Annotated in this window: 18 protein-coding genes and 2 pseudogenes; 10 read left to right on the forward strand and 10 right to left on the reverse strand. The window is 62.5% G+C overall.

Features of this window, described 5'->3' with window-relative positions; genetic code table 11:
• Window positions 1-14: 14 nt before the first annotated feature.
• Window positions 15-353 (reverse strand): rhodanese-like domain-containing protein, encoded by a 339-nt coding sequence (locus M2343_RS02825; protein WP_264577477.1) that lies wholly within the window; start codon window positions 351-353, stop codon window positions 15-17.
• 84 nt (window positions 354-437) lie between these two features.
• Here M2343_RS02825 and M2343_RS02830 point away from each other — a divergent pair, with 84 nt between their 5' ends.
• The 4 genes and pseudogenes from M2343_RS02830 to M2343_RS02845 form a co-directional block, all read left to right on the forward strand.
• Complete coding sequence (locus M2343_RS02830; protein WP_264575518.1) at window positions 438-1,718, forward strand: NAD(P)/FAD-dependent oxidoreductase; 1,281 nt, start codon at window positions 438-440, stop codon at window positions 1,716-1,718.
• Window positions 1,719-1,743: 25 nt separating this feature from the next.
• Window positions 1,744-1,947, forward strand: a complete 204-nt coding sequence (locus M2343_RS02835; protein ID WP_264575519.1) for a DUF2892 domain-containing protein — start codon at window positions 1,744-1,746, stop codon at window positions 1,945-1,947.
• A gap of 17 nt (window positions 1,948-1,964) precedes the next feature.
• Window positions 1,965-3,194, forward strand: coding sequence for a TolC family protein (locus M2343_RS02840; RefSeq protein ID WP_264603855.1), 1,230 nt, complete (start codon window positions 1,965-1,967; stop codon window positions 3,192-3,194).
• A 55-nt stretch (window positions 3,195-3,249) separates the two neighbouring features.
• Window positions 3,250-3,411 (forward strand): annotated as a pseudogene (locus tag M2343_RS02845) (carboxymuconolactone decarboxylase family protein); the annotation flags it as partial.
• A gap of 29 nt (window positions 3,412-3,440) precedes the next feature.
• On the opposite strand, the pseudogene M2343_RS02850 reads toward M2343_RS02845, so the two are convergent.
• The 8 genes and pseudogenes from M2343_RS02850 to M2343_RS02885 all read right to left on the reverse strand — a co-directional run bounded on the left by M2343_RS02850 (window position 3,441) and on the right by M2343_RS02885 (window position 12,426).
• Window positions 3,441-5,194, reverse strand: a pseudogene (locus M2343_RS02850) (chloride channel protein).
• A 153-nt stretch (window positions 5,195-5,347) separates the two neighbouring features.
• Complete coding sequence (locus M2343_RS02855; RefSeq protein ID WP_264575522.1) at window positions 5,348-5,521, reverse strand: hypothetical protein; 174 nt, start codon at window positions 5,519-5,521, stop codon at window positions 5,348-5,350.
• A 461-nt stretch (window positions 5,522-5,982) separates the two neighbouring features.
• A complete protein-coding gene (locus M2343_RS02860; RefSeq protein WP_264603856.1) occupies window positions 5,983-7,056 on the reverse strand; it encodes an isopenicillin N synthase family dioxygenase in 1,074 nt (357 codons plus the stop codon).
• Window positions 7,057-7,244: 188 nt separating this feature from the next.
• Complete coding sequence (locus tag M2343_RS02865) at window positions 7,245-7,514, reverse strand: hypothetical protein (RefSeq protein WP_264603857.1); 270 nt, start codon at window positions 7,512-7,514, stop codon at window positions 7,245-7,247.
• A gap of 17 nt (window positions 7,515-7,531) precedes the next feature.
• Window positions 7,532-8,896, reverse strand: a complete 1,365-nt coding sequence (locus M2343_RS02870; RefSeq protein ID WP_264575525.1) for a hypothetical protein — start codon at window positions 8,894-8,896, stop codon at window positions 7,532-7,534.
• A 4-nt stretch (window positions 8,897-8,900) separates the two neighbouring features.
• Window positions 8,901-9,851, reverse strand: a complete 951-nt coding sequence (locus M2343_RS02875) for an amidohydrolase family protein (RefSeq protein WP_264575526.1) — start codon at window positions 9,849-9,851, stop codon at window positions 8,901-8,903.
• Complete coding sequence (locus M2343_RS02880; RefSeq protein ID WP_264575527.1) at window positions 9,848-11,245, reverse strand: spinster family MFS transporter; 1,398 nt, start codon at window positions 11,243-11,245, stop codon at window positions 9,848-9,850. The genes M2343_RS02875 and M2343_RS02880 overlap by 4 nt, the downstream gene beginning before the upstream one ends.
• A 50-nt stretch (window positions 11,246-11,295) precedes the next feature.
• Complete coding sequence (locus M2343_RS02885) at window positions 11,296-12,426, reverse strand: iron-containing alcohol dehydrogenase (protein WP_264575528.1); 1,131 nt, start codon at window positions 12,424-12,426, stop codon at window positions 11,296-11,298.
• Window positions 12,427-12,689: 263 nt separating this feature from the next.
• Between M2343_RS02885 and M2343_RS02890 the strand changes: the two genes are divergently transcribed.
• From M2343_RS02890 to M2343_RS02900, 3 genes are all read left to right on the forward strand, one after another.
• Window positions 12,690-12,989, forward strand: a complete 300-nt coding sequence (locus tag M2343_RS02890; RefSeq protein WP_181560674.1) for an antibiotic biosynthesis monooxygenase family protein — start codon at window positions 12,690-12,692, stop codon at window positions 12,987-12,989.
• Window positions 12,990-13,130: 141 nt separating this feature from the next.
• A complete protein-coding gene (locus M2343_RS02895) occupies window positions 13,131-14,159 on the forward strand; it encodes a 6-bladed beta-propeller (RefSeq protein WP_264575529.1) in 1,029 nt (342 codons plus the stop codon).
• A complete protein-coding gene (locus M2343_RS02900) occupies window positions 14,159-14,875 on the forward strand; it encodes a ThuA domain-containing protein (protein ID WP_264575530.1) in 717 nt (238 codons plus the stop codon). Before M2343_RS02895 ends, M2343_RS02900 begins: the two co-directional genes overlap by 1 nt.
• On the opposite strand, the gene M2343_RS02905 is transcribed toward M2343_RS02900, so the two are convergent.
• The gene (locus tag M2343_RS02905; protein ID WP_264575531.1) at window positions 14,872-15,936 is read right to left on the reverse strand and encodes a mandelate racemase/muconate lactonizing enzyme family protein; all 1,065 of its coding nucleotides are present in this window, start codon (window positions 15,934-15,936) and stop codon (window positions 14,872-14,874) included. The two genes, M2343_RS02900 and M2343_RS02905, sit on opposite strands and share 4 nt — an antisense overlap.
• Window positions 15,937-16,133: 197 nt before the next feature.
• Between M2343_RS02905 and M2343_RS02910 the strand changes: the two genes are divergently transcribed.
• From M2343_RS02910 to M2343_RS02920, 3 genes are read left to right on the forward strand one after another with little or no spacing between them, the layout of a single operon-like run.
• Complete coding sequence (locus M2343_RS02910) at window positions 16,134-18,695, forward strand: TonB-dependent receptor (RefSeq protein ID WP_264575532.1); 2,562 nt, start codon at window positions 16,134-16,136, stop codon at window positions 18,693-18,695.
• Between the two features lie 59 nt (window positions 18,696-18,754).
• Window positions 18,755-19,960: a cobalamin-independent methionine synthase II family protein gene (locus M2343_RS02915; protein WP_264575533.1), complete on the forward strand. Its 1,206-nt coding sequence runs from the start codon at window positions 18,755-18,757 to the stop codon at window positions 19,958-19,960.
• 34 nt (window positions 19,961-19,994) lie between these two features.
• A complete protein-coding gene (locus tag M2343_RS02920; RefSeq protein ID WP_264575534.1) occupies window positions 19,995-20,741 on the forward strand; it encodes an SDR family oxidoreductase in 747 nt (248 codons plus the stop codon).
• Window positions 20,742-20,746 lie beyond the last annotated feature (5 nt).

The raw sequence follows: 20,746 nt of genomic DNA on the forward strand, positions 1-20,746 counted from the left end.
CCCCAGTCGTCGCTTCAGTCCATCACCACGGGAAGGCCGCTAGATTTCCAGGCTGCAATGCCGCCGGCCAGATGGGTATCGATGGTCGATTGCGCCTGGCCGCACTTTTCAAGCGCCATGCCCGAGCGCTTTCCGCCAGCACATTGCAGCACGACAGTCCGGCCTTGGGCATCCGGAACATTAAGCGGTGAAAAGGTCGACAGGGGCATATTTACTGCACCGGCAATGTGGCCTGCAGCGAACTCGTCCGGCTCGCGCACGTCGACCAGCAGAACAGCGTCTGCTTTCAGCAGGGCGTCGAGTTCCATCGGCTCGATTTCGCGATGGGTCTTGCCTTTTCCGAATCCGAACATGGATGCCTCCTTCAATTTCTCCATTGCGCATATCGTGATATGCTTATATTAGTCAATAACGATTGATTAAGCGGAGATGGGGCGATGGGCAAGCCGAAGATCGTGGTTCTAGGTGCGGGTCTGGGCGGAACGATCGCCGCCTACGAGATCAAGGCCGCCGTCAAGGACAAGGCCGACATCCTGACGGTCTCCGACTCGGAGACCTATAGTTTCGTTCCGTCTAACCCTTGGGTTGCCGTGCGATGGCGCCAGCCTGAAGCCATTCAGGTTCATCTTCCGCCCGTCTTCGCTAGGAAGGAGATCGGCTTCACATCGGTCGGCGCAAAGCGGGTTCATCCAGTCGAGAAGCGCATCGAGCTGAACGACGGCACGTCCATCGATTATGACTATCTGATCATCGCCACCGGCCCTGATCTTGCCTTCGACGAGATTGAGGGGCTGGGGCCTGATGACGGCCATACCGTGTCGGTCTGCCAGACGGCGCATGCTGCTGCGGCTGCTGACCAGTTCGACGCATTCTGCGAGAAGCCCGGACCTATCGTGGTCGGCGCGGTGCAGGCCGCATCCTGCTTCGGTCCGGCCTACGAGTTCGCGCTCATTCTCGACACCGAGCTGCGCAAGCGCAAGATTCGCGACAAGGTACCGATGACCTTCGTTACCTCCGAGCCCTATATCGGTCATCTCGGCCTCGACGGGGTGGGCGACACCAAGGGGCTGCTCGAGAGCGAGATGCGCAACCGCCACATCAAGTGGATCACCAATGCCAAGGTCTCCAAGGTCGAGGCCGGCATGATGCATGTCGATGAGCTTGACGAGGGCGGCACCGTCAAGAAGTCGCACGACCTGCCGTTCGGCTTCTCGATGATGCTTCCTGCCTTCCGCGGGGTAGCAGCAGTGCGCGGGATCGAGGAACTCACCAATCCGCGCGGTTTCATCCTGGTTGACAAGCATCAGCGCAATCCTGCCTTCCCGGAGATTTTTGCGCTCGGGGTCTGTGTTGCCATCCCGCCAACGGGACCGACCCCGGTTCCGGTAGGCGTGCCCAAGACCGGCTTCATGATCGAGAGCATGGTAACGGCGATTGCCGCCAATCTCGCGGCGATCATCGACGGCAAGGAAGCAACTGCCGAGGCCACTTGGAACGCTGTTTGCCTCGCCGACTTTGGTGACGGTGGCGTCGCCTTCGTCGCCCAACCGCAGATCCCGCCGCGCAACGTCAACTGGTCGTCCAGTGGCAAATGGGTCCATCTCGCCAAGGTCGGCTTCGAGAAATATTTCCTGCGCAAGGTCCGCAGGGGCGAGAGCGAGCCCTTCTACGAGAAGCTGGCCCTACATGTGATGGGCATCCGCAAGCTTCGCTTCTGACCACCATTACCAAGGGGAAAATGCCATGAATATCGATCGCGCTGTCCTGATGTTCGCCGGCTTCGTCGTGCTGCTCGGTGTCACCTTGGCGCTGACAGTCCACCCGTGGTGGATAGCCCTTACGATCTTCGCCGGCGCCAACATGATCCAGGCAGGCATTACCGGTTTCTGTCCGGCAGCGATGATCTTCAAGGCCATGGGCGTGCGCCCGGGAAATGCTTTCAGATGAAGGTTGCCCGGATTATCATGATTGGTCTGTTTGCGGGCACTTCCATGCCTGCGGCGGCGGTGACGCTCGAGGAGGCGATCGCTGCAGCGGTGGCGCATACGCCCGAGATCGTAGCGGCGCGCGCTGACAGCGACGCCGCAGCCGCGCGTTTGGGGGAAGCCAAGGCTGGCAGCCTGCCGACTGCAACCTTGACCGGGACCATCGGTGTCGGCCGTCTCGACCCGCAAAATTTCTTTGGTCTGGGGGCGGCCAATGTGACGCCGCGCGCGGGGCAGGTGACGATCGAGCAGCCGCTCTATGCCGGCGGACGCGTCAGCGCAGGGATAGCGCAGGCGAACGCCGGCAATGATGCTGCCCGGGCGGGCGAAGACGCCACCCGCAGCCAGATGGTCGCCACCGTCGCGCAGGCCTATGGCGACGTGTTGACCAGCCGCCGCCTGATGGTGCTCAGTAACGAACTCGTCGCGCAGATGCAGGAGATCGAGCGGCAGGCCCGGCTGCGCTACAAGGCGGGCGAGAGTCCCAGCACCGAGGTGGCGCAGGCTGCGGCGCGACTTGCTGAAGCACAGGCGGGTCTCGCTCAGGCCCAGGGATTTGTGGTCTCGGCAAATGCCCGCTTTTCCATTTTGACGGGGCTTTCGCCCGAAGCGCTCGAACCGCTCCCCGCCAATCCCGCGCTTCCCGCGACGTTGGACGAGGCCATGGATGCCGCGCTTCAGCACAATCCCTGGCTTGCGGGTGCCGAGGCGGGTGTGCGCGCGGCACGCGCCGCTGCATGGGGCGCACGTGCCGAACGATTGCCGACGGTCGGCGCTTTCGCCGAGGGCGCGATGGTCCGCGATCAGTTCTTCCCAGGCTATCGGGCAGATAGCGCCACCGTTGGCGTGCGGGCTCGTTGGCAGATATTCAATGCCGGCGCATCGGCGAAAGTGGCCGAGAGCGACAGCAGCGTTCGGGCCGCCGAGGCGCGGTTCGAAGCGGCCCGAAATCAGGTGAGAGAGCAGGTCATTGCTGCCTTTCAGGCCGCTCAGACCGCCCTGCTGGTCGAAGAAGCATCTGCCAGGCAGGCCGAATCTGCGAGGCAGGCACGCGACAGCGTTGCGCATGAAGTGCGCGTCGGCCTGAAACCGCAACTCGACCGTCTGAACGCCGAGCGCGAAGCGACCGGGGCTGCGGCGGCTCTGGCCCGGGCGCAAGCGGAGAGGATTGTCGCCGCATTTCGCTTGCTCAGCCTGACCGGCCGATAGTCCGGCAAGAAACAAGGAGCGTCATCCATGGCGCTGGCGCTGGGACGGTTGCCTCGCCTTTCATGCGCAGACCGCGGTCAAGCACGGCGCGTCGTCCGAAGAAATCATGGAGACGATGGGCATGGCGCTCTCTATGGGGGCAGGCCCGAGCCCTATGTATTCGGTTCAGGCTGTCGAGGCCTATGACCAAGTCGCGCAGGATAGCGTCGCCGCTTGAATGAAAGGCGTTTCGGGCCGCACCGGTCTTCAAGTTTCCCCAAATAGCGCGCGCTGCGACGCTTCGACCTCTTCGAAGTAGCGGCGACGCGCATGTTTTTCGCTCACCACACCAAGCACCTGCCCGCGCTCACCGACGACAGCCATTTCGTCTGCGGCATGGATGTCGAACATGTGCAACATGGCCTCTATGCCCGTTGCTGGCGTGAAACTCGTGTCAGCAAGTGTGGCCAGTGCCTTGAGAGGCGAAGTTGCTGGCAGATCGGGCCGATAGGCCGATGTCGTTGCCACGATACCGCAATAGTTCCCCTGCGCATTGGTCATCACAGCCTTGCTGGCCGAACCAAGCGCAACCCGCATACGGAAATCGGCAACAGTCATATCCTCGCGCACCGTGACCCAATCTTTGCGCATGATCCGGCCAGCCGTGAGCGCCATTGTCCAGCCGATGTCACGCGGGCTGCGGATGTTCGCGCCGCGCAGATGGAGGCGCCATGTGGAGAAGGAATAGCCGAATGTTTCGCGTGTGAACGCGCTTGAGATCAGCGTCGCGGTCAGCACTACGCCCATCAGGGCAAAGTCGTGCGTGGTTTCGAGCATCAGGATCGCGAGCGTCATCGGGCCACCGACGATCGAGACGCTGAGCGCAGCCATGCCGACCAGCGCCGCGTCATTCACGTTCAGTGTCACCGCCAGGAGGCTCATGTTGATCAGGCCGGCAAATATCTGGCCGACGAGCGAACCCAGGAACAGCGATGCGAAGAACAGTCCGCCTCTGAAACCAAAGCTCAGCGAAATGACCGAGGCCGCAATTTTCAGCAGAAGCACGACGGCGAGGAAGGTCAGTGTGGGGCGGAGGAGCAGGTCGAGGTGTAGGGCTCCATGCCCCGCTGAGAGCGCCTGCGGCGAGATCCATGCAATCGGTATTAGCAGTAAACCGCCGATCACAGGCCGCCACCGTCCAAGCCGAGTCCACGACTGCACATGGAGTTCGGCCGAAGTGACCAGGCGCATGATTGCTATTCCGATCAGGGCGCAGACCAAGCCGAGCCCAGCATAGGCCAGATAGTCGGCAATCGCTAGGTGCCGGTCCGTAGTGGTCGCGACCAGATAGGGCTCGACGCCAAGCGCTCGAGTGACGAAACTGGCGGTTAGCGCTGCGGCCATAACTGGCGCGATGGCTGCGGGCGTGTAGTTGCCGATCACGATCTCGAAGGCATAGAAGGCGCCGGTAAGCGGCGCCCCAAAGGCAGCACCCACGGCCGCTCCGGCGCCCGCGCCAACCAGAGTCCGCAAGTCGTTTCGTCGAAGCTTGAACCATTGCCCCAGAACCGAAGCGACCCCGCCACCCATCTGGGCATAGGCCGCCTCCAGGCCGACCGACGCGCCTGCACCGTTGGAGATGATGGTCTGGGCTGAAATGACCACATTGTCAGCAAACGGAATGCGGCCCCCGTGCAACGCGTTCGCCTCGACCACGTCGATCGGCGCTCTCTTGCGGCGGCGCCGTGCGCGCGACGCCATGACCAGCATTAGCCCGCCTGCCGGCAGGGCCAGCAGGCGCCAGGGATGATGGATTGAGCCCAGCGCACTTAGGCGATTGATCGTGACGCCGTAGAAGAGATGCTGATGCCGTGGACAAGGAACTGCAGCGCATTGGTAAGCAGACCTGCGCAAAGGCCCGCAATTGTTGCCAACAGGATGAATGCAGCCTCGCTCTCACGAAGGGAGCGTCGCCGCCGGGCAACAAAGGCTAGAAGTGTTTCTTGCCACGAATGATTCATACGGGGGATCAACTCTCACACGTCATCAAAGTCAACTTTAGGCAAGTGCCGGTTGTGTGCATGATCCAGCCGCAAGAGTTTAGCCTTTACCGCCAACATGCAGCCGCTAATGCCATGACAGCCGCTCGTCGTTCAGAACAGCGAACCGCGCAGTTAGATTTCCTCATCCTCTTCATCTGGTTCGTGGCGGCTGGGTTGAAAGTAAGAAGCCGCGAATGAAAAAATGCCAAACGCAGCTGCAAAAGCCACCACCGGCTTCAGAAGAAGCCGCTGACTTTCAACCACAAGTGATGGAAGGCCGAGCAATACACCGAGAAACTGGGTCAACGTCAGCCCTGCGCCCAGGAGCATGCAGATGCACAGGCATGCGTGGAAGGTTGGCCCAGTTCCACAAGTTGACCGAATGCCGCTGCAGCTCGACCTTGGGAGCTAATCACTTCTTTGTCATCTGCTACACCGAATTCAGCGACAGCGACCCGCTCAGCCAGCGATCTTTCGTCGGCTGTACGTTATTGGCTTTCCGAAATGGCCGACGATTGAAAGCGGATGATGCACGTGACCTGACCCACCAATCCCGGTGATATCCGTTTAAGGTGATAAGGACTGGAATGGGCATTGCACTGGACTAGCTGCAACTGGGTAATCCCCAGGTCGACGCCGAGACATGCGAAGATCCGCTATCCCAATAATCGCTTCAAGGGAGCCGTTCCGGATCGTGCGCAACGCGCGCACTCCAAAAAAGGTTACTCTCTCGGCGGCATCGGCCTAACGAGAGCCCCTCAGCAGAATTACGTGCAATCGCTGTAGAAGCGCGCCGCTACATCCGGGTGGGATCTCAAGCGGGCCTTGAGGTGGTTCATACCGACATCGCGGAACAGCGGGTTACCGGGATCCGAACTGACCCCGCGCTCGACCGCGCGGAGTTCGGGGGGCAGATCGATCAAGGGGATGCTGCCTTCGTGGCTCGCGCCGAGGAAGAACGGAATGGAATACCGCGCCGTGCCCGGTTCCGGTGAGGTGGCGCAATGGACGTCCGCGTGAACGAAACCGTTGGTAGCCAGTTCGAGCAATTCGCCGGTGTTCACGACGAATGTGTCCGGCACCGGCGGCGCATCGATCCACGATCCGTCCTCAAGCTGGACCTGCAGGCCAGGCAGAACGTCTTGCAGCAAGATGGTGATCAGCCCGCCATCCTTATGGGCGCCGACGCCCTGTTTCGACGTAGCTTGATCGCGACCGGGATAGCGCACGATCTTGAGATGCTGACGTGGGCCCGACTTGTACATGGGCGCAAAGGCATCTTCGTCCTGGCCGAGCGCCAGGGCGATCGCGCGGAGGATTTCGATCCCGACCCGCGTTACCTCCGCCTGATAGGCCAGAATGATGCCTCGCATCTCCGGCAGGGCATCGGGCCACTGATTGGGCCCGATGGCGCGATGCCAGGCGGGTGTGTCGGGGCCAGTCGGCAGCGGGGCTTCCTCGCGGTCGAAATCCACCTGCTCGCGCCAGTCGGGCTTACCGCCTGTTAGCTCCATGCCGGCCCGGCAATAGCCCCGGAAATGCGGCGATCTGATCATTTCAATGGCGAGCTTGTCTTCCTCCGGCAATGCGAAGAACTGCTTGGAGACGGCGAGGGCTGCGGCGCACAGCGCGGGGTCGACGCCATGACCCTTAAGGTAGAAGAAGCCGAAACGGTGCAGCACGCTCCTCAGATGTGCGATCAGCGTCTCACGGCCTCGCGCGCTGCCTTGCAGTCTGGAGATGTCCACGACCGGCAGGGTGTCAGGCAGATCGGCACCCTGTGCGGGTTGATCGTCAACGCTGGCTTTCCCAGCCACAAGATCTGAAAGAACGTCCAACATCATACTCTCCATTTGCGTCGCCAAGCGTGTAGTCATTGTCCAGGCGGGCAATGATCGCGTTGGCTGATCCATGGTGTTGATTTTGAACGACCGTGTCGGTGGGTAAACCACATTCGTTCCCACCGTCGTTGGGATAAATCCCACCCTTCGAAAATTATCAATCTATATTTCCACCGATGGAAATATATTCAGAAATAGAAGAGATTTACATCGGATTTGAGCTGCGTCTGAATCTCTTCAATATGGGTACCGACGAGATTTGGCGCGAGGTAGATCGCCTTGCCACAAGTCGCGCAGCACAGGTCGCGTTTGGGCGTCTCCAGTGGCTGGTGGGCCACAAGGTCTGGCGTCAGGCTGCAACAGGCGCAGCCGCCGGCACTCGAAAATCTTTCGAGCTGATCAATCATCTCCTGTGTCCAGCGCGCGTGGCAGAATGGGCAGGTCGCGTGATTATCCATATGTCTTCTTTCCATGGCTATCCCAGGTCTGCGCGACGGGAGATGATGTAGGCTTCGTTCTGGAACCACAGCCCGCCATATTTGCGCAGCGTCTGGCGGGTGGCCTCGAGATAGCGATCGCTGTTCATCGCCACGGACAGCCGGTCGTCTTCGATCTGCGCCACGTAGCTGGCGGCATTCCAGGCCGCGAGCAGCGTGGAGGAGCCGATCGACTGATCGATTTCGGTATCCAGCGTCTGGATGCCATAGCGGAACACCGAGCGCTCATCGGATAGATCGTGAAGCTGGAATTTGCGCGCGTCACGGCCGAGTTCGGCCTGGACAGCGGCCATCAGTATCTGCCGCTTGTGGACGAAGGGGGCTTCGTCCGGCCAAATGGTCTGAATCAACTCCATGCCCGGATCGTCACCAAAGGAATGCACGCCCATCAGCTGCCCGCTCAGGCGCAACGCGCGGGCGAGCGGCGCGACGATCTTCTCCGCCTTGAAGGATAGCTCTGCCCGCGCGCTATAGGGTTGGGACAGTAGTACGAAGTCGAAATCGGCACTGGCCCGGCCCCGACGTGGAATGACCGCGTCGAGCGCGAACCGATGGTCGCGGCGGTACAGGATGAGGACGGCGGGGACTTCATGCAGCGGGCGCCCTGTGGCGGCACTGCGGCGCACGCGCCAGTTGCGTTCCAGAAATGGCTGAAGCTCGGCGATCGCCTCCTCGAAATCGCCGGCGGTGGTCCCATCGAGCGGCACTTCTTCCCAGACCATCCGGCTGGCGTCCACAGGATTGCGCGGGTTGAGCCAAGGGGCCTCGGTATAGGGCAGGTTGGTGACGACCAGCACCGTCGCCGGATGCTCCTGAAACCTGTCGGGCATTTTCTCCAGCATCAGTCGCACGTTTTCGAGGCTGATTTCCTTCGCGACGATGTAGAAAGGTAGCCAAGCGTAACGGCGGTGCGCGCCGCGCAGAAGCCGGGTAAGTGCGGTTCCATCGCCGGCGCCCCCATCAAACAAGCGGATCGCGGGCGGACGGGGCTGGGCGAGGGCCAATTGCTGCAACGCGCGGTCGGCGATCACCTGCTTTTCCGATGAGGTGTTCACGAACATCAGATATTTCTGGCGGTTGTCGTAGAAGCGGAAGCTGTGCTCGACGCTCATCTCGGCGCGACCGATAATGGCCGATCGCAACGTCGCTGCCGATGGCCCGCCCTGCTCGGCGATGAAGCGGTGGACCCGTTCTACCGTCTGGAGCGTCACGCGGCCGCCCTGCTGCAGGCGGCTGACGAACTTGCCGTCGTTGACAGCCTGCCGCCCGAATGTCGTCTGGGCGATCTTCAGCCGCTTGCAGGCTTCTTCGACCTGAGCCAGCAGGGTCTCGGCATCCGTCATGCCGCTACCATCGCATCTCGGGCACTGGCCAGTCCGTGCCGATGGGCGGCAGGCGCAGCAGGCGGGTCGCAGTGCCGCCGAAAATCAGGCGCTTGTCCGCAAGGCTCAGCCGGTCGCTCCGCAGCAGAAAGTTGAGGCTTTCGGCATAGGTCAGTCCGCGGCGCCGTGGGCGGGCACCGCGGGGAAGATCGGCCGTGCGCAAGCGCGTATAATCGCTGGCCCACATGATCCGCTCCGCGCCGAACGCGGCAATCAACTGGTCGAGCCGCGGCCACAGATCCTCGAACGGGTAAGACTTTTCCGACAGGAGCGGGGCGCCGCAGAGCTTCACGGCAATGTTGGGGTAGCGGGCAAGGTCGAGCAGGTCGGGGAAGGTCGCCCAGGACATCGTCTCGGGCGGCGACACGGGGTGCTGCGCGACGCCGATATGGTCGATGATCAGCGTCAAGGTGGGATGCCGTTCGGCAATCTCCGCCATGCGCGCGCATCCGCCGTGGGTGGAGTTGAAGATGGGCAGGCCGACCTCTTCTGCCGCCGCATAAAGAGTATCGAACTTTCCGGTATCGAACTCTGGGCGCATTTCCGCTGTCGCGAAGTTTCCGACCAATGCGCGCCCTGCCACCATGGCGGGATTGGCTGCGACCTTGCGGACAGCAGGGCCGAAGTCGTCGACGATCGGGAAGAAGGTATGGACCCCCGGGAAGCGCCCAGGGAAGAGGGTGCTGGCGAGTTCGATGAACGCGTCGTCGGTGACGGCGAGCGCCCGGTCGACGCCGATCGCGTCCATCGCTTCGCGCGCGAGTTCGATCTGCATCCTTGTCAACAGGTGCATGTCTGCCCCGTTCAGCCGAACTGCAGGGAAAGGCTCATGGATTTGCGCGTCGATGATTTCGAGCGTGTCGATCGGGGCCATGGCGTCGCGGTCTCCCTCACCGGTCTGATCCTGGGCGCTCATTGCCCGGCCTCCAGGGCCATGCGGTCGACGCTGCGGGCAAATGGCTTGAGGCCCTGCCAGGTGATCAAAAGGGTCAATGGGCCAAGCAGGGCAGTGCTTAGCGAGATGGAGTAGTTGAGCAGTTGCGGATCGCGGAAGAGATAGTCCGTCAGGATCGCGACGAGGAGCGGGCCCACCGCAAAGGCCAGAACATTGGTGCAGAACTGGCTCACCGAACTGACCTGCGCGCGCATGCTGTTGGGCGTGACAAGCTGGAAGGCGGCGATGGCAGGGCCGGCGCCCATAGCGGAAACGAACACGGCGACCGATTGAAGCGTCAGCACTATCCAGGGATTGGGCAGCAACGGCGCGACGATGTAGCAGGGCACGGATACGCACAGGCCGTAGAAGACGATGCGCAGATTAGCGTCGGAGCGCCCCTGCTTCATCCAGCGTTCCGAGACGCGCGCGCCGAGCAGCAGGGCGATGGGCGAGAGGACCATGGCGATCCCGCCCGTGATCATGCCCACATCGGACAGCTCCCAGCCGAATTCGCGGTGGTAGAGCGTTGGCATCCATTGCGAGATCCCCATAACCATCAGCAGCTTCATGGCGAGGCCGCCGATCGCAGCGAGATAGACGCGCCAGTCATCGCGCATGAAGCGGGCGACATCCTTCACCGGGACGCTTTTCAGCTTACGGCCTTTTAGTCCACGCCGCGCCGGCTCCTTGGTGGTCAGCACGACGAGCGCCCAGATGAGGCCCGGCGCGCCGACGATGATGAAGGCCCACTGCCAGGGGCGGATCGTGCCGCCGAAGGGCAGGCTAACCGTCGGGAAGTGTTCGACCATCGCGAGCACCGCGCCGCCCATGAAGAGCGCAAGCCCCGTGCCCACCGTCGCGCCGATGGACAGCACACCGGTTCCAAAGGCCACCTTTTCCCGTGGGTAGGAGTCCGTCACGATCGACCAGGTCGCCGGGCCGTAGCCCGACTCGCCGGCGCCGATGCCCATGCGAGCGAGGAAGAGATGCGTGTAGTTTTGAGCCAGACCGCACAGCATCGTGGCACCGCTCCAGAAAGCGATGCAGGCGGCGACGATGTTGCGGCGATTGCGGGTGTCCGCGATGCGGGCGATGGGCAGGCCGGCGATGGCGTATGTCAGAGAAAAGGCCGCGCCCAGCAACAGAGCCGCCTGCGTATCGGAAATACCGAAATCGCGCTGCACGGGCAGGATCAGCAATGCGAGAACCTGACGGTCCACGACCGTGAACAGGACGACGACCGTCAGCACGAAGAGCGAATAATGCGCTTGCCCGCGGGTCGGCATGTCCGTGTCATCTGCGCGTGCGCCAAGCGTGGGACCAGCCGTTGCTTGGGAGACGCCAGGATCATGCGCATCGTGATGGACAGTCAAAAATCGTCTCCCAAAACCCGTTGTTTTTTATCTTCTATCCGCATGTCGATTCAGAATGCAGCGCCGTAGATTTGGCGCGCGTCACGCCATTCGACAGGGCGCACATTGCGGTCCAGCAAGCGGGTGACGGTCATTGCGCCATCCGTCATACGGTCCAGCGCATCGACCGGCACGCCATGGTCGGAGAGGCGCATGGGCACGCCGCAATCGCGGCACAATCCTTCGATCAAACGCAGCCCTGCGCGCGCGATCTCGGCCGTCGTTCCGTTGCCATCCGCGCCAGCCGCCATCGCGATGTCGGCATAGCGTGCCTCCGCTGCGGGCAGGTTGAAGGCGAGGACGTGCGGCAGAAGGATGGCGTTCGACACGCCGTGGGCGACATGGAACTCACCGCCGAGCGGATAAGCCAGCGCATGAACGGCGGCCGTGTTCACCGGGCCAAGGCATAGGCCCCCATAGAAGCTGGCCCGCGCCATGTCCGTCCGCGCTTGCACATCGCTGCCATTGCGCACGGCGTTCAGCAAACTGCGGAAGACCAGCCGCACGCCTTCCAAAGCAAAGGTATCGATCACCGGATGGGCAAAGCGGTTGGCATAGGCTTCAATGCAATGAGTCAGCGCGTCCAGCCCGGTTGCGGCGGTGACGGCGGGCGGCATCGACTTCGTGAGCATCGGGTCGATATAGGCGGCATCCGGCACCAGATGCTCGCTCACCACGCCCTTCTTGAGCAGGTCATTCTCATCCAGCAGGATGGCAATGGGCGAAACCTCGCTGCCGGTGCCGGCGGTGGTCGGGATGCACGCGAGCCAGCATCTGCGCGGGCCAGACAGGCCGTCGCGCTGAACATCCGCGATCGTCTGGCGGCCATCCAGCAGGGCGGCGGCGAGTTTCGCAAGATCCATCGAGCTGCCGCCGCCGATGCCGATGACGGCATCTGCGGCCCGACTTTGGGCTATCGCCAGCAAGGCCTCGAAGTCGCTTACGGATGGCTCGCTGCCGCTGTCGCACCAGATTTCGGTGCGCAAGCCTTGCGCCCGCAAGGGGCCGGCGACCCGCTCCGCGGCGTCGCGTACCGGTGGCGTCGTCACGATAAGGGCAGACTTCGAACCGATCTTGAGAAGATCATCGACCAACCGCGCCGACACATCCGGCCCGAAATGGAGGAGCGCCACCTGTTTCATGCTGATCTGCTGGGGAATCATGGTCGGCGCGTTCCTGACGGTGATTTTGCAGGATCGGGATGACACGGCCCGCCGGGCGGCACTTACCCTGGCCGGAAGTTGCAGATGCCCGTCGCGGTATGTCTAGCGCCCCCGCCTGTGGGGCCTCCTGCAAACCAGGCGTCGGGCGTAGAAAAGGCACAGCGAACTTCCGCGACGGATAAGCGCGCTCCGGTAGCAATGGGCATTCATGGCTGCTGGCAGCAACGTCGACAGAGAAGATCATGATCACCGAAATCGCACATCTCACCATCGATCCGGCGAAGGCGGAGGCTTTCGAGCTGGCCGTGGCACAGGCGGCGGCTATTTTGCGGGCCGCCAAGGGCTCACACAGTATGACACTTGAGCGGGTGATCGAAGACCCGGCCCGTTATCGCCTGCGCGTGGAATGGGACAGCGTCGAAGACCATATGGTCGGCTTCCGGGAGTCCGACGGCTTCCTCCAGTGGCGGGCGCTCGCCGGCCCTTATTTCGTCGAGCCGCCCTTTGTGGAGCATAGCCAGACGGTCGGCCGCTTTTTCTGATCTCGCCGCCGCATACCGCGAGGGGCAGCATCATTTTCCGGCCCGGGCAAGTGGCTCCGGGGAGTGCTTCCTAGGTTGCGGTCTGTCCTCCCCCTTTCAGGCCGCCTTGTTCCGTGCGGACGGCCCACACAGGAAGAAACCATGTCCACTGGCTCAATCACATTCGAAGTCGTGCCCAATTGGGAAAAATGTCCTGCCGGTGATGAATTCAGCCATGAGGACGTAGCCGGCGTCGCTTGCGATTCCCGGGACAGGGTCTTCCTCCACACCCGCAAGGGAGAGCGGGTGATGGTGTATGATTCAGACGGCAACTTCCTCTACAAATGGGGCGATGGCGTATTCAATCGCGCCCATGGCATCACCATCCATGACGACCTGGTCTACTGCACCGACGATCAGGACAGCGTGGTGCGGGTGTTCGACCTAGAGGGGAATTTCCAGTGGATGCTGGGCGAACCGCGCAAGGTCAGCGATACCGGCTATGGATCGATCAAAGGCCGGAAGCCGCAGATCCATCACAATGAGTATGTGGAACGCTCTGCGGATGGCTTCAACTGCTGCTGCAATGTATGCATCGCGCAGAACAAGGACATGTTCGTCGCGGACGGATATGGCAATGCGCGCATCCATCACTTCTCACCCAAAGGCGAACTGCTCAACAGTTGGGGCGAGGTGGGGACCGGCCCGGGCGAATTTCATCTCCCCCACGGCATCGCGCTCGATCGTCAGGAAAATGTGATCGTCTGCGACCGCGAGAACGACCGCCTGCAGTTCTTCGACCGCTCCGGCAAGTTCATCGCCATCTGGGATGACGTGCTGCGCCCGACGGACGTCGTGGTGGACGACGAGGGGCTGATTTACGTCTCCGAACTCTGGCGGCCGATGGAAGCCGGCCAAGGGTCTTTTACGCATGGCTTTGCGGACAGGGATCTGCCCGGCCGCGTGACGGTGTTTGCGCCGCAGGGCAATATCGTCGCGCGGTGGGGAGCCGATTCCAGCGCCCGCTCGGCGCCCGGAAACTTCATCGCGCCGCACGCCCTGGCGCTCGATTCGCAAGGCAGCCTCTATGTGGCCGAGGTTTCGGTCTCCTTTGGCTCTGGGTTCAACCGGATCGCGCGCGAGGCGTGCATCGATCACCAGATCCAGAAGTTCCGCAGGGTCGATCGCTGATGGCGCTGCCGCTGGTCGCAAACCTGGTTTGCGGAAGCCCCCATCGCAATCACGACTTTGATTACGCCCGGATCAACCTGGCGCAGGCGCTGTATGATGCCGGCGGCATTCGCACAGATTGCTTCATCGATTATGAGAATGTGGATGCGTGGGCGCACTGCGACCTGGTTGTCAGCTACACCTCGCAAGTGCCGGTCTCGGAAGCGGCGTCGAGCGCCATGCAGGCTTTTCTGAAGCGCGGCGGGCGCTGGTTCGCGCTCCATGCCAGCAACTCGGTGGGGGACAATCAGATTGTGCCGCAGATCATGGGCACGCGGTTCATCACGCACCCGCTCTATCAGCGTTTTCGCGTGGACATCGCCCATCCGGATGACCCGCTGTTGGAGGGAATTGCGCCGTTCCAGATCGACGACGAGCTCTACTGCGTCGAGACGGTGCGCGATGATATCGAGGTTTTGCTGCAATGCCACTGGGGCGGCGAAGCCTTTGGCGGGCGCATGATGGAAACCAAGAATTGGCCGTTGATGTATCGGCGCCATGTCGGCGAGGGTGGCCTGCTGTATCTGGCTCTGGGGCACGCCAATCGCCCCTATGACAAACCCTTTGCGGATCGGCCCGACCAGCCCGATCATCGCGGCCCTTGGCAGAACCCCGTGTTCAAGACGTTGATCCAGCGCGGCGTGGAGTGGGCCGCGGGGCGACGTCCGTTCGCTTAGAACATTCGGGCGCCGAGCCCGTTCCGCTCCAGCACGTCCTCATCCAAGCTTAGCCCGAGGCCGGGCCGATCGGACAGGATCAGATCACCGTCCTCGATCTGCAGCTTCTCCTGGAAGAGCGGTTGCGCCCAGGGGACGAGGCCCACGATCAATCCATTGGGTACGGCGGCAATCGCGTGGCTCAGTGTTTCAGGCGCGAGATGGTTCACCACGGGCAGTCCGTAGGCCTGCGCTATATGGGCGACCTTAAGGAAGCCCGTGAGCCCGAGGTCCTGGTCGATCATCACATAATCGCTGCCGCGCTTCTCCATCAGGGCGCGAAATTCGTGGGGGTGCTGGAACACTTCGCCGGCGCAGATCGCCTGCCTCGCATTGGCCCGCACGAAGGCCATATCGTCATAATCATGATAGGCGACGGGGTCTTCGATCCAATAGAGATCGTCCGCCTCCGTCTCGCGCGCGAAGTGCAGGGCCTGCTTGGCCGTCCACTGAAAATTGCCATCGACGATGATGCGCACGTCCGGCCCGGCGCATGACCGCACGAAGTGGACATGCTCGATCGCGCTCGCCAGCGGGGCGAAGCCGACCGGACATTTGATCGCCCGAAACCCCCGGCCAAGGAGGTCGGCGATGTGGGCGGCGAGCGCGTCCTTGGGCGGCCCGGGCATCAGTCCCCAATTGGCGGACACGGGCAACCGGTTGCGAAACCCGCCCATCAGTTTCCAGACCGGCTGACCGACCGCCTTTCCCTTGATGTCCCAAAGGGCGACATCGATTGCGCTGCCGGCGCGCAACTCCAGCCCGCTGACCGGCGCGCCGAGGAGGGGGCGTGTGAGCCGGTCGTGAATGGGTTCGACCTCCGCCTCATGCCCTATGAGGCTCTCGACCATCGCTTCGATCAGCAGAATGAGGGGCTTGAGCGTGCGCGGGTTCACCCGGCTGACAGAGCCGATGCCCTCGATGCCTTGGTCGGTCATCAGGCGCACCACGATGTGCGTTCCCGCCATCACGCCTTCGAAATTGACCGTCGCACCCATCACCTTGCCGCCGGTGATCTTCATGCCGCTCTCCCGTTCGACCCCGGCACCGTGCCCAGAGTTCGGGCGCCTGTCTGCATCGCCGATGGGGCGCGGGCAATAAAGAGCCGACTGTCCCGGCCAATCCGCAAGGCAAACTTCCGAAACGGATAAGTGCGCGCAGGCCCACCTCATATGGTTTAGGTCCCGAGGCAAAGAAAAGCGGGGTTCAGGAGGGTGAAATGCGGAAGGCTATTAGCAAGAAGGCGGGGATGATGTTGACCGGCATGTTGCTTGCGACGGTGAGCGCCGGCGCAGCGGCGCAGGCGCAGCAGACGCAAGGCACAACCGATCGGGCCAGCACGGCGGGGAATGGCCTTTCCGATATCGTCGTGACCGCCACCCGGCAGCAGACCAATGTGCAGGATACTCCGATTGCGATCACCGCCGTCACGGGCGACACGCTCGCCACACGCGGTATCCAGTCGGCAGCGGAGATTTCGCAGGTCGTGCCCAACGCCACCTTCTCACGGGCGCAGGGTGCCTTCGGCCCGGGGGTAACGACCTATATTCGCGGCATCGGTTCGCGCGATACGAGCCTAGCCGGTGAGGCCGCCGTCGCTTTCTATATCGACGACATCTACTATCCGCTTCTGCTCGGCGCCAATTTCGACTTGCTCGATCTGGAGCATGTCGAGGTGTTGCGCGGCCCGCAGGGCACGCTGTTCGGGCGCAACGCGCTCGCCGGTGGCGTCGTTCTCGTCAGCAAGCAGCCCAGCCTTACCGAGGCCTCCGGCTTCGTGGACGTCACGGTCGGCGCTTACAAGCGCCGCGATTTCCGCGCCGGAATCAACCTGCCGATCGTGGCGGACAAGCTCGGCATGTCGCTCTCCGTTCTCTCCAAGAGGCGCGACGGATTTGTGAAGCGGCTCGATTTCCGGTGTCAGATGGAGGCCAATGGCACGCCGCAGCTGGCGGGGCGCATCCCCTATGTCGACCAGACGCTGGCCTCTTCTCCCAACAACCGGCCCGATGATTGTCAGGTCGGGACGCTGGGTGGCGAAGACGTGCGCGCGGTGCGAGGCGCGTTGAAATTCCAGCCGAGCGACGGCATCCGCTTCACTCTGTCCGCCGATTATATCCAGGATCAGTCGGAGAATGTCGCCGATACTCTGATCGCGACTAATGCCTCTCGCGCCGCGACGCGCGCGTCCTGGGTCGGGCAGGCCAACCTGCTGGGCGTGGCCTATGATAACAGGTTTCTGACCGGCAACCGCTTCTCCACTTATGCGACCTATTGCGATCCGGTTGGCGCCGGTACGGTGGTTGCCGGCAGCACCTTCTACAACGGCAATCCCAATCATGGCGGGGTCTGCTACAGCCCGCGCGTGGATGTCGTGAACTGGGGCGTTTCCGGCAAGCTGTCCATCGACCTGACGAGCGATATCGAATTCACCGGCATCCTTGGCTATCGCAATTTCAGCGACACGCATGCGTTCGATACCGATGGCTCGCCGTTGGTGCAGGAACACACGCTGGCGACGATCACCTCCCGATATATCAGTGCGGAAGCCCGGCTTTCCGGGCGCCACCAGTGGCTGGATTGGGTTGCCGGTGTCTTCCTGTTCGATGCCGATGGCCGCAATCGGGCCGTCACCTACTCACCGTGGAACGGTTTCCTCAAATATCAGAACACGACCTACGAGCCCACCAGCAAGGCGGTGTTCGCAAATGTCACTGTGCGTCCGTTCGAGCGCCTGTCCGTCGTGTTGGGCGGCCGCTACTCGAAGGATGCGAAGGACGTGCATTATTCCAATCTGGACGATCGCGATCCGGGCAATCCGAACTTCTCCCAGAACCTGACGTTCAATGTCAAACCCGAGGAGAGCCGCTTCGACTGGAAGGCCGGGCTGACCTATGAACTCAATGCCCAGACCATCGCGTATGTGTCGGCGGCCACCGGCTCGCAAGCCCCTGGCTTCAATGGGCGGCCGCTGCAGCCTTCGCAGAATCAGCAATATCCCGGCGATCGCACGCAGGCCTATGAACTCGGCATCAAGACCGAGTTTCTCGACCGACGGGTGCGCCTGAACGCGGTGGCCTTCTACACCGATTACAAGACGCGCATCTTCGGCCTCAGCGGGCAGGAAGCGCAGATCGGCACCAACGGTGGCCCATTGCCGGGCACACAGATCGTCATTCCCGATGTTGCTAATGGCAATGGCATTACCACCTGTCGCGCCCGCACCCCTGCGGAGGCTGCAGCCGGTCAGGGTGTGCAGTGCATTGGCCGGACGTTCTTCGTGAACCTGCCGGGCAAGGCCAAAGGCTTCGAGCTGGAGCTCGAGGCGAGGCCTGTCGAGGGGCTGCTGATCAATGGGTCGCTGGGCTATTCGCAATTCACCTCGCCCGACCTCAACGCGCCGGGGCGGATAACCAACCGGCTGACCGCCGTTGGCATCGGCATTCCAGAATGGACGGCCAATGCAGGGATCGAATATCGCGTCCCGGTTCCGTCGCTGGCAGGCTCGGTCACGCCGCGGCTGGACTGGTTCTACACAGGCAGCATTCCGTTTGATGCGGTCGATCCCGCCTATTTCCAGAAGGCCTATTCGACCTTCAACGGACGCCTGACGTACCAGAATGACGATCTTGGCCTGTCCGTCTCGCTGGGTGCGACGAACCTCACCAACAAGGCCTATTATCGCAACTACTTCATCTACAGCAGCATCGGTTTCGCCAGCAGCCAAGGCCAGCCTGCCGCGCCGCGGGAGTGGTACCTCAAGGTCAGCAAGACTTTCTAATTCAACGCGCAGTCCTCGCCGGCAGCGCTGGCGAGGACCGCCATGGAGATTGATTTGATATGAGACGTTCTACCGACCACATTCTGAGCAGCCACGGCGGCAACTTGCCCCGGCCCGTCAAGCTGGACGTGCTGCTGGCGAAGGCCGACGATCATCGCGCCGAGATCGACGAGCAACTGCCGCTGGCGGTGCAGTGGGTGGTGGACAAGCAGATCGCCTGCGGTGTCGATATCGTTAACGATGGCGAATATGTCAAAGCCGCCAATATGGGCCATTATGTAGGCTATATTCAGGCCCGCATCACCGGCTTCGGGCAACGCGAACGGCCCGAAGGCCTCGCACCCAAACGCGCATTTGTGGCCGAGCGGGATCGCCGCGATTTCCCCGGCTTCTATGAGTCCGGCCTGTGGTTCGCCGGCTCGGGCGGCCCGGTGCGTCCCGGCTTTTCCAAGCCCGGCGTCGTGCCCCAGCCCTCGAAGACGGAAGCGATCTGCGATGGGCCGGTCACCTATATCGGTCAGGAAGCAATCCAGAAGGATATTGCGGCGCTCAAAAAGGCGCTGGTCGGCAAGGATGGCGCGGACGGCTTCATCGCGGCGCTCGGCCCGCTCAGCCTCGGCGCCGGCACCCGCAACCTGCATTATCGGGACGAGCGCGACTATATGATGGCGGTCGCGGCGACCATGCGCGAGGAATATAAGGCGATCACCGATGCGGGCCTGATCGTTCAGATCGACGAGCCCGAGTTCGCGACGGCGTGGATGTTCTACCCCGACTGGAGCGTCGAGGAATATCGCGATTATCTGCGCTTCTGCGTCGAGGTCATCAATCACGCGCTGGAAGGATTGCCCGAGGAGCAGGTCCGTTTCCACATGTGCTGGGGCAGTGGCCACCGTCCGCATGTGAACGATATCGGCTTTGAGCACATCGCCGACCTGATGCTGATGATCAACGCGCAGACCTACACGTTCGAGGCGAGCAATCCGCGCCATGCTCACGAGTATCGCGTGTTCGAGACGCTCAAGCTGCCCGATGGCAAGATTCTCGCGCCGGGAGTGGTGGGGCATTACACCGATCTGGTCGAGCATCCGGAACTGGTCGCGGAGCGGCTGGTCAACTTCGCCAAGTTGGTCGGCATGGAGAATCTCCACGCCGGTACCGATTGTGGCATCGGGTCGCGCGTGGGGCATGAGGAGATCGTCTGGGCTAAGCTGTCGGCCATGGCGGAAGGCTGCCGCATCGCCAGCAAACGCCTGAAATCCTGATTTGCGTATGGATGCCGAGTCAAGAGGATCAAACATGGTGGATCAAGGCGATCGCAGCGTATTTCTGGTGACCGGCGGAAGCCGGGGCATTGGAGCTGCCATCGCACGAGACGCCGCCAAGGCGGGCTACCATGTGTTGCTCACCTATGCCGGCCGAGCGGACATGGCAGCGGCCGTGGTGGATGCCATTCGGGCGGAAGGCGGAAGGGCGCAGGCGGTCCAGGCGGATACTGGTGTTGCCGGTGATATCACCACGCTCTTTGCGGCCGTCGATCAGGTCGGCCCGCTGGCGGCGCTGGTCTATAATGGCGGCATTGTCGGCGAATCCTCAACACTTGTGGACGCGAGCGACGACCTCCTGGCCAAGGTGGTGGATGTCAATCTCACCGGCGCCTTGCTGTGCGCGCGCGAGGCCGTGCGTCGCATGTCCACCGCGAACGGCGGGGGAGGAGGCTCGATCGTGCTGATCTCGTCGCGCGCCGCGCTCTATGGCGCGCCCGGCGAGCATGTCTGGTACGCGGCCACCAAGGGTGGGGTGGACAGCCTCGTACTGGGCCTCGCGCGCGAAGTCGCGCCGCAGGGCATTCGTGTCAACGCGGTGTCGCCCGGCCCGATCGACACCGAAATTCATGTCCCCGGGAAACTGGACCGGATCGCCTCGGCCTTGCCGATGCGCCGGGCCGGTCAGCCCGAGGAAGTCTCCGCCGCCGTCATGTTCCTGGTTTCCGACGCGGCCTCTTATGTGGCCGGGGCCAATATCGCCGTGGCCGGCGCGCGATAACGAGC

Origin of the sequence: Sphingobium sp. B8D3B (assembly GCF_025961875.1) — a bacterium.
Taxonomy (GTDB): Bacteria; Pseudomonadota; Alphaproteobacteria; order Sphingomonadales; family Sphingomonadaceae; genus Sphingobium.

Bases quoted from the DNA above. Each gene is read 5' to 3' on its own strand.
- M2343_RS02825 (WP_264577477.1), bottom strand. From the start codon at position 353: ATGTTCGGATTCGGAAAAGGCAAGACCCATCGCGAAATCGAGCCGATG.
- M2343_RS02830 (WP_264575518.1), top strand. From the start codon at position 438: ATGGGCAAGCCGAAGATCGTGGTTCTAGGTGCGGGTCTGGGCGGAACG.
- M2343_RS02835 (WP_264575519.1), top strand. From the start codon at position 1,744: ATGAATATCGATCGCGCTGTCCTGATGTTCGCCGGCTTCGTCGTGCTG.
- M2343_RS02840 (WP_264603855.1), top strand. From the start codon at position 1,965: ATGATTGGTCTGTTTGCGGGCACTTCCATGCCTGCGGCGGCGGTGACG.
- M2343_RS02860 (WP_264603856.1), bottom strand. From the start codon at position 7,056: ATGTTGGACGTTCTTTCAGATCTTGTGGCTGGGAAAGCCAGCGTTGAC.
- M2343_RS02865 (WP_264603857.1), bottom strand. From the start codon at position 7,514: ATGGATAATCACGCGACCTGCCCATTCTGCCACGCGCGCTGGACACAG.
- M2343_RS02870 (WP_264575525.1), bottom strand. From the start codon at position 8,896: ATGACGGATGCCGAGACCCTGCTGGCTCAGGTCGAAGAAGCCTGCAAG.
- M2343_RS02875 (WP_264575526.1), bottom strand. From the start codon at position 9,851: ATGAGCGCCCAGGATCAGACCGGTGAGGGAGACCGCGACGCCATGGCC.
- M2343_RS02885 (WP_264575528.1), bottom strand. From the start codon at position 12,426: ATGAAACAGGTGGCGCTCCTCCATTTCGGGCCGGATGTGTCGGCGCGG.
- M2343_RS02890 (WP_181560674.1), top strand. From the start codon at position 12,690: ATGATCACCGAAATCGCACATCTCACCATCGATCCGGCGAAGGCGGAG.
- M2343_RS02895 (WP_264575529.1), top strand. From the start codon at position 13,131: ATGTCCACTGGCTCAATCACATTCGAAGTCGTGCCCAATTGGGAAAAA.
- M2343_RS02900 (WP_264575530.1), top strand. From the start codon at position 14,159: ATGGCGCTGCCGCTGGTCGCAAACCTGGTTTGCGGAAGCCCCCATCGC.
- M2343_RS02905 (WP_264575531.1), bottom strand. From the start codon at position 15,936: ATGAAGATCACCGGCGGCAAGGTGATGGGTGCGACGGTCAATTTCGAA.
- M2343_RS02910 (WP_264575532.1), top strand. From the start codon at position 16,134: ATGCGGAAGGCTATTAGCAAGAAGGCGGGGATGATGTTGACCGGCATG.
- M2343_RS02915 (WP_264575533.1), top strand. From the start codon at position 18,755: ATGAGACGTTCTACCGACCACATTCTGAGCAGCCACGGCGGCAACTTG.
- M2343_RS02920 (WP_264575534.1), top strand. From the start codon at position 19,995: ATGGTGGATCAAGGCGATCGCAGCGTATTTCTGGTGACCGGCGGAAGC.